At 40.4% G+C, this 15,133-nt stretch carries 12 protein-coding genes; 10 read left to right on the top strand and 2 right to left on the bottom strand.

Annotation, left to right across the window (positions count from 1 at the left end; translation table 11 throughout):
- The first annotated feature begins 10 nt into the window (after positions 1-10).
- From phnG to F9B85_RS05995, 8 genes are read left to right on the top strand one after another with little or no spacing between them, the layout of a single operon-like run.
- Positions 11-433, top strand: coding sequence for a phosphonate C-P lyase system protein PhnG (phnG, locus tag F9B85_RS06030; protein ID WP_151619480.1), 423 nt, complete (start codon positions 11-13; stop codon positions 431-433).
- 14 nt (positions 434-447) lie between these two features.
- Positions 448-1,038 carry a phosphonate C-P lyase system protein PhnH gene (phnH, locus tag F9B85_RS06025; RefSeq protein ID WP_151619479.1) on the top strand — a complete coding sequence of 197 codons (591 nt, stop codon included), beginning with the start codon at positions 448-450 and terminating at the stop codon, positions 1,036-1,038.
- 26 nt (positions 1,039-1,064) lie between these two features.
- On the top strand, positions 1,065-2,219 hold the full coding sequence (locus F9B85_RS06020) for a carbon-phosphorus lyase complex subunit PhnI (protein WP_151619478.1): 1,155 nt from the start codon (positions 1,065-1,067) through the stop codon (positions 2,217-2,219).
- Positions 2,206-3,045, top strand: coding sequence for an alpha-D-ribose 1-methylphosphonate 5-phosphate C-P-lyase PhnJ (locus F9B85_RS06015; RefSeq protein WP_151619477.1), 840 nt, complete (start codon positions 2,206-2,208; stop codon positions 3,043-3,045). Before F9B85_RS06020 ends, F9B85_RS06015 begins: the two co-directional genes overlap by 14 nt.
- A 15-nt stretch (positions 3,046-3,060) precedes the next feature.
- Positions 3,061-3,906 carry an ATP-binding cassette domain-containing protein gene (locus F9B85_RS06010; RefSeq protein WP_151619476.1) on the top strand — a complete coding sequence of 282 codons (846 nt, stop codon included), beginning with the start codon at positions 3,061-3,063 and terminating at the stop codon, positions 3,904-3,906.
- A gap of 21 nt (positions 3,907-3,927) precedes the next feature.
- A complete protein-coding gene (gene phnM, locus F9B85_RS06005; protein ID WP_151619475.1) occupies positions 3,928-5,118 on the top strand; it encodes a phosphonate metabolism protein PhnM in 1,191 nt (396 codons plus the stop codon).
- Between the two features lie 31 nt (positions 5,119-5,149).
- Positions 5,150-5,368, top strand: a complete 219-nt coding sequence (locus F9B85_RS06000; protein ID WP_151619474.1) for a phosphonate C-P lyase system PhnL family protein — start codon at positions 5,150-5,152, stop codon at positions 5,366-5,368.
- A complete protein-coding gene (locus tag F9B85_RS05995) occupies positions 5,362-6,171 on the top strand; it encodes an inositol monophosphatase family protein (protein WP_151619473.1) in 810 nt (269 codons plus the stop codon). Before F9B85_RS06000 ends, F9B85_RS05995 begins: the two co-directional genes overlap by 7 nt.
- A gap of 272 nt (positions 6,172-6,443) precedes the next feature.
- Here the strand turns inward: F9B85_RS05995 and F9B85_RS05990 are convergent, their stop codons facing one another.
- Both F9B85_RS05990 and F9B85_RS05985 read right to left on the bottom strand, forming a co-directional pair.
- Positions 6,444-8,090, bottom strand: a complete 1,647-nt coding sequence (locus tag F9B85_RS05990; RefSeq protein ID WP_151619472.1) for a methyl-accepting chemotaxis protein — start codon at positions 8,088-8,090, stop codon at positions 6,444-6,446.
- A gap of 18 nt (positions 8,091-8,108) precedes the next feature.
- Positions 8,109-8,978 carry a phosphate ABC transporter substrate-binding protein gene (locus F9B85_RS05985; RefSeq protein WP_151619471.1) on the bottom strand — a complete coding sequence of 290 codons (870 nt, stop codon included), beginning with the start codon at positions 8,976-8,978 and terminating at the stop codon, positions 8,109-8,111.
- A 378-nt stretch (positions 8,979-9,356) separates the two neighbouring features.
- Here F9B85_RS05985 and F9B85_RS05980 point away from each other — a divergent pair, with 378 nt between their 5' ends.
- Both F9B85_RS05980 and F9B85_RS05975 read left to right on the top strand, forming a co-directional pair.
- Positions 9,357-13,622 (top strand): hybrid sensor histidine kinase/response regulator, encoded by a 4,266-nt coding sequence (locus tag F9B85_RS05980; RefSeq protein WP_151619470.1) that lies wholly within the window; start codon positions 9,357-9,359, stop codon positions 13,620-13,622.
- Positions 13,619-14,719 carry a response regulator gene (locus F9B85_RS05975; protein ID WP_151619469.1) on the top strand — a complete coding sequence of 367 codons (1,101 nt, stop codon included), beginning with the start codon at positions 13,619-13,621 and terminating at the stop codon, positions 14,717-14,719. Before F9B85_RS05980 ends, F9B85_RS05975 begins: the two co-directional genes overlap by 4 nt.
- The last annotated feature ends 414 nt before the right edge of the window (positions 14,720-15,133 follow it).

Below are 15,133 nucleotides of genomic sequence, written 5' to 3'. Positions count from 1 at the left end.
AGGAAAGTTTGTGCAAAGGAAAAGACGAACGACCATACTTGTAAAAGGTTCTATGGAGCTAGCGAGAACTTTAGCAGAAGAGATCTTAGAACGCTATCAAGTACAGATAATTCAAGAACCTCAACAAGGATTAGTTATGGTAAAAATGCGTGATCAAAGCCAGCATACACTATTTTACATAGGTGAAGTGCTAATAACGGAATGTAAAGTGCAAATTGAAGACACAATCGGCCTAGGCATAATACAAGAACAAAATCCTCAGAAAGCCTACTATTTGGCGATTATAGATTCAGCTTATAATGCCAATCTTTTCGAAACAAAAGCATGGGAAGAACTACTTATAAGAGAAGAAAAGAAAAATCAAGAGCTAGAAGAGCAAGAAAGATTACAAATCTTGAAAACAAAAGTAGACTTTACCACCATGAGTCTATAGGAGCGTAGCGAAAAATGACTATTTATGATCCTCATGCTGTACAAAAAGCATATCGTAAGCTAATAGATAGCCTCTCAAAACCAGGAACGATCAATATACTAGATGAGTTTAGAGATTCTAAGGACATAAAGATACCTTGTAACGATTCCACATATTTATTCATGCAAATGCTCTTAGATACAGAAGTTACTTTTCACATTCTCGGCCAAAATAGTGAAACCATCAGCAAGTATGTTAGTCAAATTACTTATGCTAAGTCAGCACCTCTTCATGAGGCTGATTTCATTTTCTTATTACAAAATCGAGAAGCAGGGCAACTAGTAAATGCCATTGAGCAATGCAAGTCAGGAGAGCTGATTAATCCCCACCAATCAGCAACATTGATCGTGGAAGTAGAAAAAATCTCTAAGGAAGAAAAGTATCAATTAAAAGGACCTGGTATCGAAACAGTTCAATTCATGAACATTTATGAAAAGGACAATTGGATAGAAGCAAGAGCACAAAAAAACATCAACTATCCTATAGGAATTGACATCTATTTTCTAGATCCTGAAGCAAGACTACTGGCTCTTCCAAGAACAACAATAATAGATGGTCTTACTTAGCAATCCTAAATAAAGAGGTACACAACATGGGTTATGTAGCAGTAAAAGGCGGTTCATCTGCCATAGAAGAATCCATCAAAAGGTTACAATATCAGCGCATTAAAGCCAAAAAAAAGATTGATGTAGAAGTTATACAAGGAACTCTTCGTGGTCTTATCGATAAAATCATGTCAGAAAGCAGTTTATATGCCAGAGAATTAGCCGCTTTGGCTATCAAACAAGCAGAAGGCAATCCAGAAGAAGCTACCTTTATATTAAGAGCCTATCGCTCTACCTTGCCAAGAAAATATTACTCCCAAGTCGTTGATACAGAAGACATGAGAATAGAGAGAAGAATATCAGCCGCTCTGAAAGACATTCCAGGCGGACAGATCTTAGGCGCAAGTTATGATTATAGGCATCGCCTGTTAGACTTTGAACTCTATGAGGAAAAGATAGAAGATCTAGAAAAACTTCTGCAAGAATTTGAAGCAGAAGGATGGTCAAATTCTGAAGAAGAAGCATCTGGTGCTAAGCAAAAGACCTCAGAGCATAGTTACACAAAAGTTCCCAAAGTTATCTCCTTTTTACGAGCAGAAGGACTTCTTCCTCCCGTAAAAATTGACGACAGTGAACCTGATGATATAACCAGAAAAAGCATTGAATTTCCGACAAGACGCAGTGCCAGACTACAGACTTTAACAAGAGGAGAAGCAGGTGCGGTAACTGCACTAGGTTACGCCGCTATTCGAGGATACGGAATGGTTCATCCTACAGTCGGTGAGTTGAGAGTTGGTTATCTGCCTATTCATATTGATTATCCACTTCAAGAAGGAAATGAGGAAGACGCTGTCTACATTGGTGAAATAGAAGTAACAGAAGTAGAATCCTTAATACCACAAGTTATAGAAAAAGAAAAAGGAAGAAAGGAAATTGAGTTTACAGTTGGTTATGGCCTCTGTTACGGTCAAAACGAAACCAAAGCTATTGCCATGAGTATCCTAGATAGTTGTCTAGCAAAGAAAGATCTCCTATCTCCCACAGCAGTCCATGATGAAGAATTCGTCTTACTACACATTGATGCCGTAGAAGCAAGCGGTTTTATCTCACACTTGAAGCTTCCTCACTACGTCACCTTCCAATCAGAACTAGACAGCCTCAGGAAGACGAAGAAAAAGGAAGAGAACCATGAAAGCATATAACTTTGCCTTCTTTGACGAAGGTTCCAAAAGAGAAATAAGAAGAGCAACTGTAAAAGCAATTTCTATACCAGGCTATCAAGTCCCCTTTGCCTCACGAGAAATGCCTATCGCTAGAGGTTGGGGAACAGGTGGATTGCAACTGACTTTATCGCTCCTAGGCCAAGATGATATAGTCAAAGTAATCGATCAAGGTTGTGATGAGTCAGTAAATGCTGTAAATATAAAGAAATTTATTAATAAAATGACCGGAATTAGAGAAACAGAACAAACAGCAACAGCGACAATTATTCAAAGCAGACACAGAATTCCGGAAGTAGAATTAAGAGCCGATCAAATCTTGGTATTGCAAGTACCCATACCAGAACCATTACGAGAAGTAGAACCAAGCGAATACATAACGCAAAGACTTCATGCCGATCAGGAGTACAGTGCCATATGGCTCATGCTTTTTGAACAAATTATGAAACATAACAAGATGACTACAGGAGCAGATCATCCTGTGCTTGTACACCAGCGTTATGTTATGTCACCAAGTCCCATTCCACGCTATGACAACTGCAAACTACATAACTCTAAAGCGCTTATCTTACTAGGTGCAGGTAGAGAAAAGAAAATATATGCCATACCGCCTTACACGACAGTTCAATCTTTGGCTTTTAATGATTATCCCTTCCAGACAGAAGATTTTTCAGGACGAACATGTCATCTTTGTGGAGCATCAGCTGTCTATTTTGATGAATTGATTGATGAAGAGAGTGGACACAAATATTACCAATGTAATGACAGCAGTTACTGTTTGCAAAGATTAAATCAAGAGCTTCTATAGCTAGAGGTGTAACAAATGTACTGTACAGAAGAACCCATCTTAAAAGTTAATAACATGGTAAAGCAATTTGGAACGGGGTGTTCTAATTGCTTCAATTTAGAAGAAGAAAGGCTAGAGAAAAACTATTGCCCCTGCTGTCAAACCGTCTACGCTTGTCAAGGCCTATCTTTAGAACTTTATGAAGGTGAAATCTTAGGTATTGTTGGTGAATCAGGCTCTGGCAAATCAACTTTCATGCGCTGTCTTTACTTTGATCAAGAAGTGACTAAAGGTTCAGCCTATATTCGAGCTTATAAAAAAGGGCAAGCCAACATATTTGAACAGAATTCTCAACAGAAAAGATATATTAGAAATCAGATAATGGCTATGGTATATCAAAACCCCTACTTGGGCTTACGAATGAACTTTTCTTCCATTGGCAATGTAGCGGAGAAGCTTATAGCCTCAGGCAACAGAGAAGTATCATATATGACTTCAAGAGCTTCAGAATTACTCAATAAAGTAAAAATACCCTCTTACCGAATCAGAGAAGCACCACAAAATTTTTCAGGCGGTATGCAACAAAGAGTGCAAATCGCCAAAGCTTTGTCCAATAATCCACCTATCTTATTGCTTGACGAAGTTACAACAGGGCTTGACTTATCTGTTCAAGCCAATGTCCTTGACTTAATAAAGAGAATACAACGAGAGTTAAAAATCAGTATGATTATAGTTTCTCACGATCTAGCAGTCATTCGCATGCTAGCTGACAGAACTATTGTAATGCTTAATGGAAAAATAATTGAGCAAGGACTGACCGATCAGATCTTAGAAGATCCACAACATCCTTATACCCAACAGTTGGTTCACTCTTTACTATGATCCAAAAGGAAGGCGAAAGTCATGTATCTACTTACTAACGGAAAGATTATCCTTGAAGATAAGGTTTTAGATAATCAGGAACTTCTCATCGAAAGTGATAGAATTGCTAGAATTGAAGAAACCGGGAAAATAGCAAGGGAAGGTTTAGAAATCATTGACGTAAAAGGTGGATACATTGCTCCAGGCTTTATAGATATTCACTCCGATTACATAGAACACATGGCATCACCAAGGCCAAGCAGTGTCTTAGATTTTCGAATGGCCATTCGAGAAGTAGAAAAACAATTAGTCAACCAGGGAATTACTACTATGTACCACTCTCTTTCCCTTTATAAAGAATCCATCTTTTCACCAAAAGCCATTCGAAGCTCTGAAAATGTAAAAAAACTAATCGACCTTATCGAAAAAACAGAAGATAGCAATCGCTTAATACGGCATCGTTTTCACGCCCGCTATGAACTAGACAATGTTGATGACGTTAATTATTTACTTGAATATATTCGTAAAAGAAAAATTCACTTACTCTCTTTTATGGATCACACGCCAGGACAAGGACAATACAGAGATTTGGAACTCTATAGAGAAACAGTACGAGGTTACAAAAATTATAGTGATGAAGAAATTGAACAGCATATTCTCGATTTACAAAGAGCACAAAAACTTGATCTAGAAACGATGATGTATATAGCACAAACAGCAATAGAGCATCAAGTCGCCCTAGCTTCTCATGACGACGATAGTCTAGAAAAGCTTGATTTGGTACAAAAAATGGGCACAAGCATCTCAGAATTCCCTATTACCTTAGAAGTGGCCAAAAAAGCTAAAGAAAAAAAGATGCACACAGTAGCCGGTGCACCTAATGTATTACTAAAGGGCTCTCATTCTGGCAATTTATCAGCCATTGAGGCTATCGAAGAAGGCTGTATAGACATTCTTTGTAGCGATTACTACCCTGCATCACTATTACATGCTCTATTCTTACTACATCACAAATACAATAAAGATTTGCCTTCCATGCTTCGATTAGTTACCATCAACCCTGCCAAAGCATTAGGAATCGATCATGAAACAGGATCGCTAGCGGAAGGAAAAAAAGCCGATATTATTGTGATTGGAAAAGTAGAAAGTGACTATCCCACAATCAATTATGTATTCGTTGATGGCAACTTTGTTTCCCAACTCAATTACTTGCAAAAGAAAATAGCAATGTAAAAAATACAAATACATAAGAAAAGGTGGGACTATGGAAGAAATTATCAGGGTAGAAAATCTCTCAAAATATTTTACACTGCACAATTTAGATAAAAGGATTAAAGCATGTAGTCAGATTAGCGTAAAAACACTTATAGAGAAACTGAAAGAAGAAGGTACTTCCATGGTAGGTATTTTTCATGACTTAGAATTCATGGAAGGATTATGCGATAAAACTTTCAATATGCAGGCAGGTAAAATCATATGCTAGATAGTAAGATTGTAGTATTTGCCAAAGAAATCGTAAGATGTGCTGGTCAAGAGTTGAAAAAAGCAATACAACAGGAAATAATATGTACCTATAAAGAAAATGACCATAGAGAGCTATTAACGGAATTCGATGTCAAAATCGAAGAATACCTTATCCATCATATCAAGAATAATTATCCCGATCATGGTATTATTAGCGAGGAAAAAGAAGAAAAAGATGATTTGAAAGGCTATGTATGGATCATTGACCCTATTGATGGAACAACAAACTTTATTAACTTTCAAAATAACTTTGCTATTTCTGTGGCTCTTTATTATAATAGCCAACCTTGCTTAGGTATAGTCTATGATGTTATGAAAGACCACATCTATTGGGCCATAAGTGGTCGAGGTAGTTTTGTGAACGATTGTAGAATTCCTCCACGCAAGCCACCGCTATTAAGAAACGCTATCGCCGATATAAGCCTAAATAGCATTGAAAGCTTTTATTATAAAGAACATATTAAACTCTTTGATCTAGCCAAAGAAATAAGAGGACACCGCTGTAGTGGTTCTGCATCACTGTCTATTTGTCAGATCGCTCTAGGCAATATAGACATCTATATATCGGCCAAGCTAAAATCCTGGGACTTTTCAGCGGCTACAATTGTCTTAACAGAAGTTGGTGGCTATTATGGCAACCCTTTTGCAGAAAAGGTAGATTTAACTGGAACGCCCATAACCTTTATGGCCTCTTCTTCTCAAGCAATATATCAACAAGTTTGTGAGAGATATTTTTGCCTACCGAAAGTTGCAGTAACATAGGCAATTGTACATTGTTCTTTAAGCACTTGGTATTGGTGTGTCTACGGACTATCGAAGACGGGTGACGGAGTACTTTTCAAATTGATAAGTTAAACAAAAAACCGTTAAGAGCCTTTCACTCTTAACGGTTTTTTGCTCTATGGGCGACTCTTAAAAAGCTTCATTCCTTTTCCAGGATCCCGATAGGGGTTGTAGGGTGTTCCTCGCTACTTCTAGGACACAGAGATGACACAGCGGAACCGTCCCCCTGTGTTCCTAAAGAACTGGCACTCTTAGGTCTTAAATTGCTGGACCAGGCTGTTTAGCTTTTCTACAGATAAGGCCAGCTCCTGGGCAGAGTGACCGATGCTTTCAATGGTCGCGATTTGCTCTTCCACACTAGCGCTCATTTCTTGAGCTGAAGCGGCTGTTTCGACACTTCCTTCCGTAATAACAGCAAGAGAGGTTTGGATTTTTTCTACTGCTTGAGTCTGCTTCTGTAAAGCATCATCAATCTCCACCATTTGCGTTGCCAATTGAGAGACATCTTTTTGAATGCCTCTAAAGCTTTGGCCTGCTTTTTCTGTTTTGTTTACGACTTGATTTACTGTTCTATCTGATTCAGCCATCACTTGTACAGCTTCTTGGGCTCGGCTGGTAACTTCTCGAATCAGCTTAGTAATTTCAGCTGTTGACTGTGCGCTCTCTTCAGCGAGCTTACGCACTTCATCGGCCACTACAGCAAAGCCACGACCTTGTTCGCCGGCTCGCGATGCTTCTATAGCAGCATTTAAGGCTAGCAGGTTAATTTGCTCAGAGATAGAGGCGATCATCGTTACGACTTCAGATATTCGAGTAGAGGCATTGTCTAAGGCTTGCAAGGTATGGGCTGCATTTTGCGCTGTTTGAGATACCTGACTAGCAGATGCTAAAGCTTCCTCTAAAACTTGGGCGCCTTCATTGGCCCTTTGCTCGGCTTGACGGCTTTGCTCTGTAGCAGATTGGCTAAAGCGGTTGATTTGTAACGATTGGGACAGCAGTGTTTTCGTTGAGCCTTCAATATCCTGGGATGACTCAGCAGTCCGATCAACGGCATGAGCTACATCAGTTACCGTATGGCCGACTTGCTCCATCGCTTTGGACGATTCATCCATAATTCTTGATAAATCTTGACTTGATCTACCTATAGTGTGGCCGATATTTTTTAAGGAATCGATCATTTTACTTTGGTTGTCTAGAAAATCATTAAAACGCTGGGCTAAGAGGCCGATTTCATCGTTACTGGTCACTTCCATACGCTTACGCAAGTCCCCTTGGCCTTGTGCAAAATCTCCCATCTGTTCTGCTAGATTACGTAACGGCTTAATCATGGCTGGTAAAACGATGAATCCAAGATAGGAAAAGCCTACGATGGTAGCGAGTAGGGTTAGAATCAACAATCCGCTTTGAATACTAACTGCTCTCTCATACTTTTCCATTTGTAAGCGTAGATTCTGATTCATTTCACTTTGCATTTGTTGAACGACAGCTTCCGCTTCCTGCAGTCGTTCTTGTGCCTCTTGAAGCCTGTTTTCCAAGAAAAGGGAGTTGGTAGAAACCAAGGTCCCGTAAAAGTAGGTGTAGCTTTCACGTAATTCCCAGGCAAGCTCTTCTTCTAAGCCATCTAGCCGGTCAAGCAAGGCAAAAGCCTGTAAAGATTCTTTCGCTGTTTCAATGGCATATTGCTCATCTTCCGTAATAATTCCGGTCTGCGTTGCACTTTGCACATTCATAATAGAGTTATTTAGTTGATTTAGCGTTTGCCGCGTTTCCATGATCTTGGCAACATAGGTTTTGGTAAAAACAAGGTTACTGCTTAAAAGCATTAAGATTAAGATTCCAACCACGGCAATGGGTGCCATGATTTTTACGCGAAGGGAAGTGCTTTTCTTCGATACCATATGTAAGCTCCTTCAAATCTAATTGGCAGGTACAAAGCCATGGCTCTGCATAATCTGTTGGCCACTTTCTTCATCATAAAGATCAAGATATTGATTGATGGTATTACTTTGGTCCTTATAGACGAATAGGAGATCGCGAATGATCGGATAGGTCCCATTTTGAACAGTCCTTTGTTCCGCGGCAACACCGTCTAGAGCCAATATTTTTATAGGCATGCCTCGATCTAGAAGCGATTGAGCTGTCCCTAAAGAAACATAGCCGATGGCTCCAGGAATGCCACCGGTTAGGGTTGCGCCTTCTAGGTTTGAACCAATTTCAAAAGCTTCCTTGGCAATTCTCTGGCCTGTGGCTTCTTTTTTCTCTTGATGGGCCAATTGGCTATATTCTTCAAATAGATCTAAGGTTGCTCTTCCTTGTTCTTTGGAAACAAGTGTAACAGGCTGATTCCAAGCAGTTACTTCGTTCCAGTTCTTAATGTGGCCTTGAAAGATTTTCACCACAAGATCCTTGTCGATGGCTTCGATGGGGTTTTGTTCATTAACGATAAAAACGAGGGCATCATAGCCCACTGTTTTGTATTGAACTAGGGCCTTTTCACTGTCTCTTAGAGCCCGAGAAACAGCACCTAGCTGGGCTTGCCCTTGTACAACGTTGTTAATGCCAGTTCCACTGCCGCCACCTTCAATATGTACTTCCCCTCCGTAGCGGTCTTTATAGATCTCTGCTAATTCTTCAGCTACAGGCTGTAGGGTTGTGGCTCCCGTAACTCGGAGCGCTGCCATTGCTTGTGCGGACTGGGCAATCGTGAAAGTTGCTAAGGTGCTTCCTATGATGAAAGCGAGCAAAAGCAAAACTCCGTAGGGCTTCCTATATCTCTTTGATACCATGGTTGTCTCCTTTCTTTTCTTTATTGTGAAAACTTTTTATAATGTATAGCCACTTCTGCATGTATAAGGCAAATCCTTTTTAGTACTAGAAAAACATTTTTTCTGAGGCCAAAGTCCATAACTTAATTGATAGGTGGCACAATGCATAATGCTTATGTTTATGCGCTTCATTAATTAGTACTCCATTAAATAAGCCCCAACGAACTCTTGATTCGTTGGGCTTATCGATTAGGTCATGATCAACAACCTTATTATTTCGCATTGCTCTAGCATCAAGAAAAGGACAAGTAAATTATTCAACGAATAAGTAAGTATAACTATTTTTGCTATATCTTACTGCTTCATAAGCTCTTTTCTTGGCGAAAGGATAGGATTGTAATGATAGGACCGCAAAAAATCCGGCGAGGTCTATTTTTTCGCATTGCTATGACGATGTTCTTCATTATTATATTATTTTCCTATGCTGTTCTTGAATTCATTATCAATCCTGCTATGGAACGAGTGGCCGATAGTGAAATACGGCAATCTTCAACGGAGATTCAGGATAAAGTCGATGAGTTTTTTTCCTCTGCAGAACGTCAGCTTTTTACAGCTCGAGATTATACGCTCTACGGGTTTTTAGCAGAAGATGATCTTAATACCTTTACAGAACTTTTTATGCCTGCCCTACGACACAATGAGGCTTTATCGGCTCTCTTTTTAGCGAGAGAAGATTCTCAAGAACGTATCCTATTTCAAGATGTTAGCGGTTGGCGCAGTAGATTGACTTTTCCTGAACGTTACCCTGGAACAGCCACATGGCTGTACTGGGATGATGAAGGAAAGCTTTTTGAAGAGAAGCAAATCACCAGTGATTATGATTGTCGCACCAGACCCTGGTTTATCGGTGCCATGTCAATAGGGGAAGAGGAAGTATTCTGGACTGATCCTTATATTTTCTTTACCAAAGAAGAACCTGGCATAACAGCCTCTTTGCCTTTTAAGGATCAAAAAGGCACTCAATATGTCTTGGGAATTGATGTATCTTTGCGAGATTTGTCGCGCCTAACTTCTTCTACCACGATTGGGGAGCGAGGTTATGTTGCTGTTCTCGATCGGGAAGGAAAGGTAATCGGGTTACCAAGCTTTGACTCATTGCCACAGCCGATGGATCAAAGCCTCGTTGTTCATACCGTTGCAGAATTAGGCGATGACTCTCTCTTAGCTGGCTATTCTAGTTGGTCAAAGGGAGAGTGGAAAGCTAATGAACTGATTCGCTACAGTAGTAACGGTGAAGTTTGGCTTGCCTTATTTACACCAATTACTCTCGGGAAGCATAATTTTTTTGTTGCTACTTTTGTACCAGAAAGTCAATTTGCCCATGAGCGAGAACGCTGGCTCTTAGCCATGACCTTGCTTATGGTTACTGTGATTGGCTTATCTTTTTTGTTGTCCAATGAAATTTCCAAAAGAATTAGCAAGCCCTTGCGTCAGTTGTTAGAGCAAAGTGAACGTATTGGTAATTTGGATTTTTCACCTACTCCATTCAAAAAGACGGAGTGGGAAGAGATCAATCGTCTAGCAGATGCGCAGGAAGAAATGCGCCGAATGATTCGTGAGGCCACTGAAAACCTGGAAGATACAGTTCGTGCTCGAACTTTTGAACTACATAAACTTTCCCAAGCCATAGAACAGAATCCTGTAACCATTGTGATTACAGATAAGGATGGCACCATAGAATATGTCAATCCTAACTTTTGCAAAATCACAGGCTATTCACAAGAAGAAGCAATTGGTGCCAATCCTCGTATCTTAAAGTCTGATCTAACACCACAGAGCCTTTTTAAAGAACTTTGGACAAATATCAAAGCAGGACAAGAATGGCGCGGTGAGCTTATCAACAAGAAAAAGAATGGCGAACTATACTGGGAAAATCTAGTTATCGCGCCGCTTACCGATGAAAAGGGAGAGATAACTCACTTTGTTGCTATTCAAGAGGATATTTCTGATCTGAAAAAAGCGCAAAAAGATCTATTGGATCAGCTCGCCTTTATAGAAAAATTGATTGACGATATTCCCAACCCTATATTCTACAGAGATAGTGACGGTAAGTTTTTGGGGTGCAACAAAGCCTATGAGGCGGCTTTGGGTGTCAAAGGCGTTGAACTGATTGGCAAAACTACTTTCGATATGGATTTTTTCCCCAAAGAGTATCGAGACCATTATGAACAGCAAGTTGAGCGGGTCATTCGAGAAGGTACTGTTTTTCATGATTCTTTACAGTTGCCCTTTAGCGATGGAAAATTGCATGATGTTCTCTTCTGGATCTCTGGTTTTCGCCTCTCCGACGGCAGTCCTGGCGGTCTTACTGGCATTATTGTCGATGTAAGCGAATTAAGACAAAAGGAAGAAGAACTCAGACAAGCGAGACGGGAAGCAGAAGAAGCGACAGAAGCTAAGTCCATGTTCCTTGCTAATATGAGTCATGAAATACGTACGCCTATGAATGCCATCATTGGAATGGCTTACCTCACCTTAAAAACAGAGCTGACGGCCAAACAGCGCGATTATGTAGGGAAGATATATAACGCTGGAACAGCCTTGTTGCAAATTATTAACGATATTCTCGACTTTTCCAAAATCGAATCAGATAATCTTTCGATGGAGCAAATTGACTTTTTCTTAGACGATGTAATGCAAACTGTTGTCGACTTTAATTGTAGCAAAGCTAGTGAAAAAGGTTTGGAATTCTTGTACCATATTCCTGCCGATTTACCGAGAAATCTCGTTGGTGATCCCTTGCGTCTTGGACAGGTGCTAACCAATTTGGTTAATAATGCTCTGAAATTTACCTCAGAAGGTCTTGTTTCTGTCGATGTACAATTGTTAGAGCGCAAAAACAACAAGGTACAACTTCAGTTTAACGTTAGCGATACGGGAATTGGTCTTTCACCAGAAGTGGCAGACAAGTTGTTTCAACCTTTTACGCAAGCCGATGGTTCTACAACGCGAAAACATGGAGGCACTGGCTTAGGTCTTTCTATTAGCAAGCGGTTGGTGGAGATGATGGATGGAACGATAGGCGTTGAAAGCAAACTTGGTGTGGGAAGTCGCTTTACTTTTAACGTCTGGTTTGAATTATCGGAAGTGCAACAGCAAGAACGTACGATCATTCCTGAAGTGTTGAATAATATGCGCATGCTTGTTGTCGATGACAATCCCATGGCTCAAGAAATATTAATTGAATATCTCCAATCAGCAGGCTTTCGTGTTGATGCGGCAGTAAGTGGGGAAGAAGCACTAGCTATTTTGCAACGAGAGCAACAGATAGATCCTTTTGGACTTATTTTTTTGGACTGGCAGATGCCAGGTATCAATGGCTTAGAGGTAGCCCGACTGATCAAAGAAAGTTATGATTCAGCATCAATGCCTGCCATAGTAATGATCAGCGCTTTTGATCGAGAGGAACTGCGGCAAAAAACTGAGGAGCTGTCCTTAGAAGGCCTTTTGATCAAGCCAATTGGTCAATCTATGCTGATTGATAAAATTGTAGAGATCTTCGCACCAGCAAAAGGAAGTATGCTTAACAGTTTTTTGATCAGAGAAGTGGATTACAATTTAGCAGGTCTACAGGTGCTGTTAGCAGAAGATAATGAAGTAAATCAGCAAATTGCTGTTGAACTGCTACAAGGTCAGGGCATCTCTGTAGACGTAGTAGCTACGGGTAAAGAAGCGGTAGATAAGATTTTTTCTACTGATGAGAATAATTTCTACGACCTAGTGCTTCTAGATCTAGAAATGCCAGAAATGGATGGTTTCGAGGCGGCGCAGATCATTAACAAAGCCTATCCCGATTTGCCACTTATAGCCTTAACAGCCTGGGCTATGGAACGAGAACGAGACCGGTGCTTTGCCGTGGGAATGAAAGGTCATGTGCTTAAACCGATCGATCCACAGGTGCTTTTCACGACCTTGGCAAAGTTTAATCCCCATAAAGGCATAGGGAAGGAGTTTCTACCTACAAGGCCTTTTAGTAGGGGGACAGAGCCTATCGACAGTGACCTTCAATCCATCAGAGGAATTGATGCTGAAGAGGGCTTGAAGCGATTAGTAGGCAATGGTTCATTGTATAAAAAGTTATTAAGGCAGTTTGCAGAAAACCAAAAAGAGGCGCCAGCGATATTAAGAGAAGCTCTTCGCGAGAATGACAAGGCACTTGCAACAAGAATTGCCCACACTGTCAAAGGAGTGGCGGCTAATCTTGGAGCCTATGAAGTAAGCAAAGCCTCTGCCGCCATTGAAGAAAGCTTGCGAAAGTCTGAAAAAGAAGCTCCCTTGCCAGAAGATTTTCAAGAACTGCTCCATCAATTTTCCCAGCAACTAGAGCAGGTCATTGAGGGAATTCAGAGCCAACTACGGGAGGAATCTGCGCCTAAAGCACAAATAGATTACGCCAAGGTAGCACCTCAATTAGCCAAACTAAAAACTTTCTTGTCTGAATACGACAGTGAAGCTATTGATTTTTTCGATTCTCAACGTGAAGGCTTGCTACAACATTGCAAAGTTGACGCTATTGTTCAATTGGAAAAAGCCATCAAAAACTTTGAGTTTGATAAGGCGCTGAGCATCCTCAGTGACCTTGATGTGGGAGATAGAGAATCATGAATAGAGATGGAGAAAAGAAGGTAATTCTCGTTGTCGATGACACGCCTGATAACTTATCTCTTGTGAGTGGCTTGCTAAAAGATACATACAAAGTAAAAATTGCCACTAACGGAGAAATGGCCTTACATGTTGCCAAAGCGGCACCACCTGATCTTATATTACTCGATATTCTGATGCCTAAAATGGATGGCTATGAGACATGTAAGCGACTTAAAGAAGATCCCATTCTTGCTGATATTCCGGTGATTTTTCTAACAGCGTTGAGCAAAGTGGAAGATGAACAAAAAGGATTGACCTTAGGCGCTGTAGATTATATTGTCAAACCGATTAGTCCACCAATTCTTTTTTCTCGCATTAAGACACATCTGACCTTGAAAGAGGCAAGAGATTTTCTTAAAGATAAAAACTCCTATCTAGAAACAGAAGTGATCAGGCGCATGGAAGAAATCACCTTGACTCAAAAAGTATCCATTGTAGCCATGGCGTCGCTAGCGGAAACGCGGGATAATGAGACAGGCAATCATCTTCGTCGTACACAGCAGTATATACAAGAACTAGCCCTTGATCTTCAAGAACATGAACGCTTTCAAGATTATCTTACGCCAGAGAAGATTCAACTGCTTATACAATCGGCACCTCTTCACGATATTGGTAAAGTAGGCATTCCAGATCATATTTTGCTCAAGCCAGGACGGTTGACCGATGAAGAATTTGAATTAATGAAGACTCATACAACCTTAGGTAGAGATGCAATTGTGCGAGCAGAGCTGTTAATGGGACAGCGGGAGACTTTTTTACGTTGTGCCAAGGAAATTGCTCTGTCCCATCATGAAAAATGGGATGGAAGCGGCTACCCTGAAGGCCTTGCCGGAGAAGAGATACCGTTTCCAGCTAGACTCATGGCTCTAGCGGACGTCTATGACGCCTTAATTAGCAAACGAGTCTATAAAAATCCAATGCCCCACGATGTAGCCCACGCTATTATCATTAATGAATCGGGTAAGCATTTTGATCCAGCTGTTGTGGAGTCCTTCCTGCGCATAGAGAATAAGTTTAAAGAGATTTCTGAAGTGTTTCGGGATGGGGAGGAAGGCTGAGGAGGAAGAAGTAGAGATGATTGAGCAGGGTCTTTTTTAAAAAAGTTCAGCAACTTGCTATCAAAGCAACCAATTAAGGGGGGCTCATGATGCCTGATCTTTGTCTATGGTTACATAACAATTAGAAGGAAAATTCGCTTCTATACCAAGGGACTTGTCGTCGCTTACATAACATTTTTTTCGAATACTATACCAAACGGTTTTGCCCATTAATTTTGTGGCAAGTTAATCTTAATGAGGTGTAGTAATGAAAAACTGGATGGACAAAGCTTTTGGTGCTACGAAGCATTACAACATGGTTGACTTTTCCTTGTTGAAAGTATGTCTTTTTTCAATAGGCATACTTTTGGGAGTCTATCTTAACCAATTTTTCTTGGCCTATTTGCCCCTAGTTTGGATAGCTTTTTTGGGGTC

It is taken from the genome of Heliorestis acidaminivorans, from assembly GCF_008933955.1.
In the GTDB taxonomy this organism is placed as follows: domain Bacteria; phylum Bacillota; class Desulfitobacteriia; order Heliobacteriales; family Heliobacteriaceae; genus Heliorestis; species Heliorestis acidaminivorans.
Note: the sequence above shows the minus strand (reverse complement) of the source record. Positions and strands in the feature narration are given on the sequence as shown.

Coding starts and splice junctions, on each gene's coding strand:
- phnH (WP_151619479.1), top strand. CDS start 448: ATGACTATTTATGATCCTCATGCTGTACAAAAAGCATATCGTAAGCTA.
- F9B85_RS05995 (WP_151619473.1), top strand. CDS start 5,362: ATGCTAGATAGTAAGATTGTAGTATTTGCCAAAGAAATCGTAAGATGT.
- F9B85_RS05985 (WP_151619471.1), bottom strand. CDS start 8,978: ATGGTATCAAAGAGATATAGGAAGCCCTACGGAGTTTTGCTTTTGCTC.
- phnM (WP_151619475.1), top strand. CDS start 3,928: ATGTATCTACTTACTAACGGAAAGATTATCCTTGAAGATAAGGTTTTA.
- F9B85_RS06015 (WP_151619477.1), top strand. CDS start 2,206: ATGAAAGCATATAACTTTGCCTTCTTTGACGAAGGTTCCAAAAGAGAA.
- F9B85_RS06000 (WP_151619474.1), top strand. CDS start 5,150: ATGGAAGAAATTATCAGGGTAGAAAATCTCTCAAAATATTTTACACTG.
- F9B85_RS05980 (WP_151619470.1), top strand. CDS start 9,357: ATGATAGGACCGCAAAAAATCCGGCGAGGTCTATTTTTTCGCATTGCT.
- F9B85_RS06020 (WP_151619478.1), top strand. CDS start 1,065: ATGGGTTATGTAGCAGTAAAAGGCGGTTCATCTGCCATAGAAGAATCC.
- F9B85_RS06010 (WP_151619476.1), top strand. CDS start 3,061: ATGTACTGTACAGAAGAACCCATCTTAAAAGTTAATAACATGGTAAAG.
- F9B85_RS05975 (WP_151619469.1), top strand. CDS start 13,619: ATGAATAGAGATGGAGAAAAGAAGGTAATTCTCGTTGTCGATGACACG.
- F9B85_RS05990 (WP_151619472.1), bottom strand. CDS start 8,090: ATGGTATCGAAGAAAAGCACTTCCCTTCGCGTAAAAATCATGGCACCC.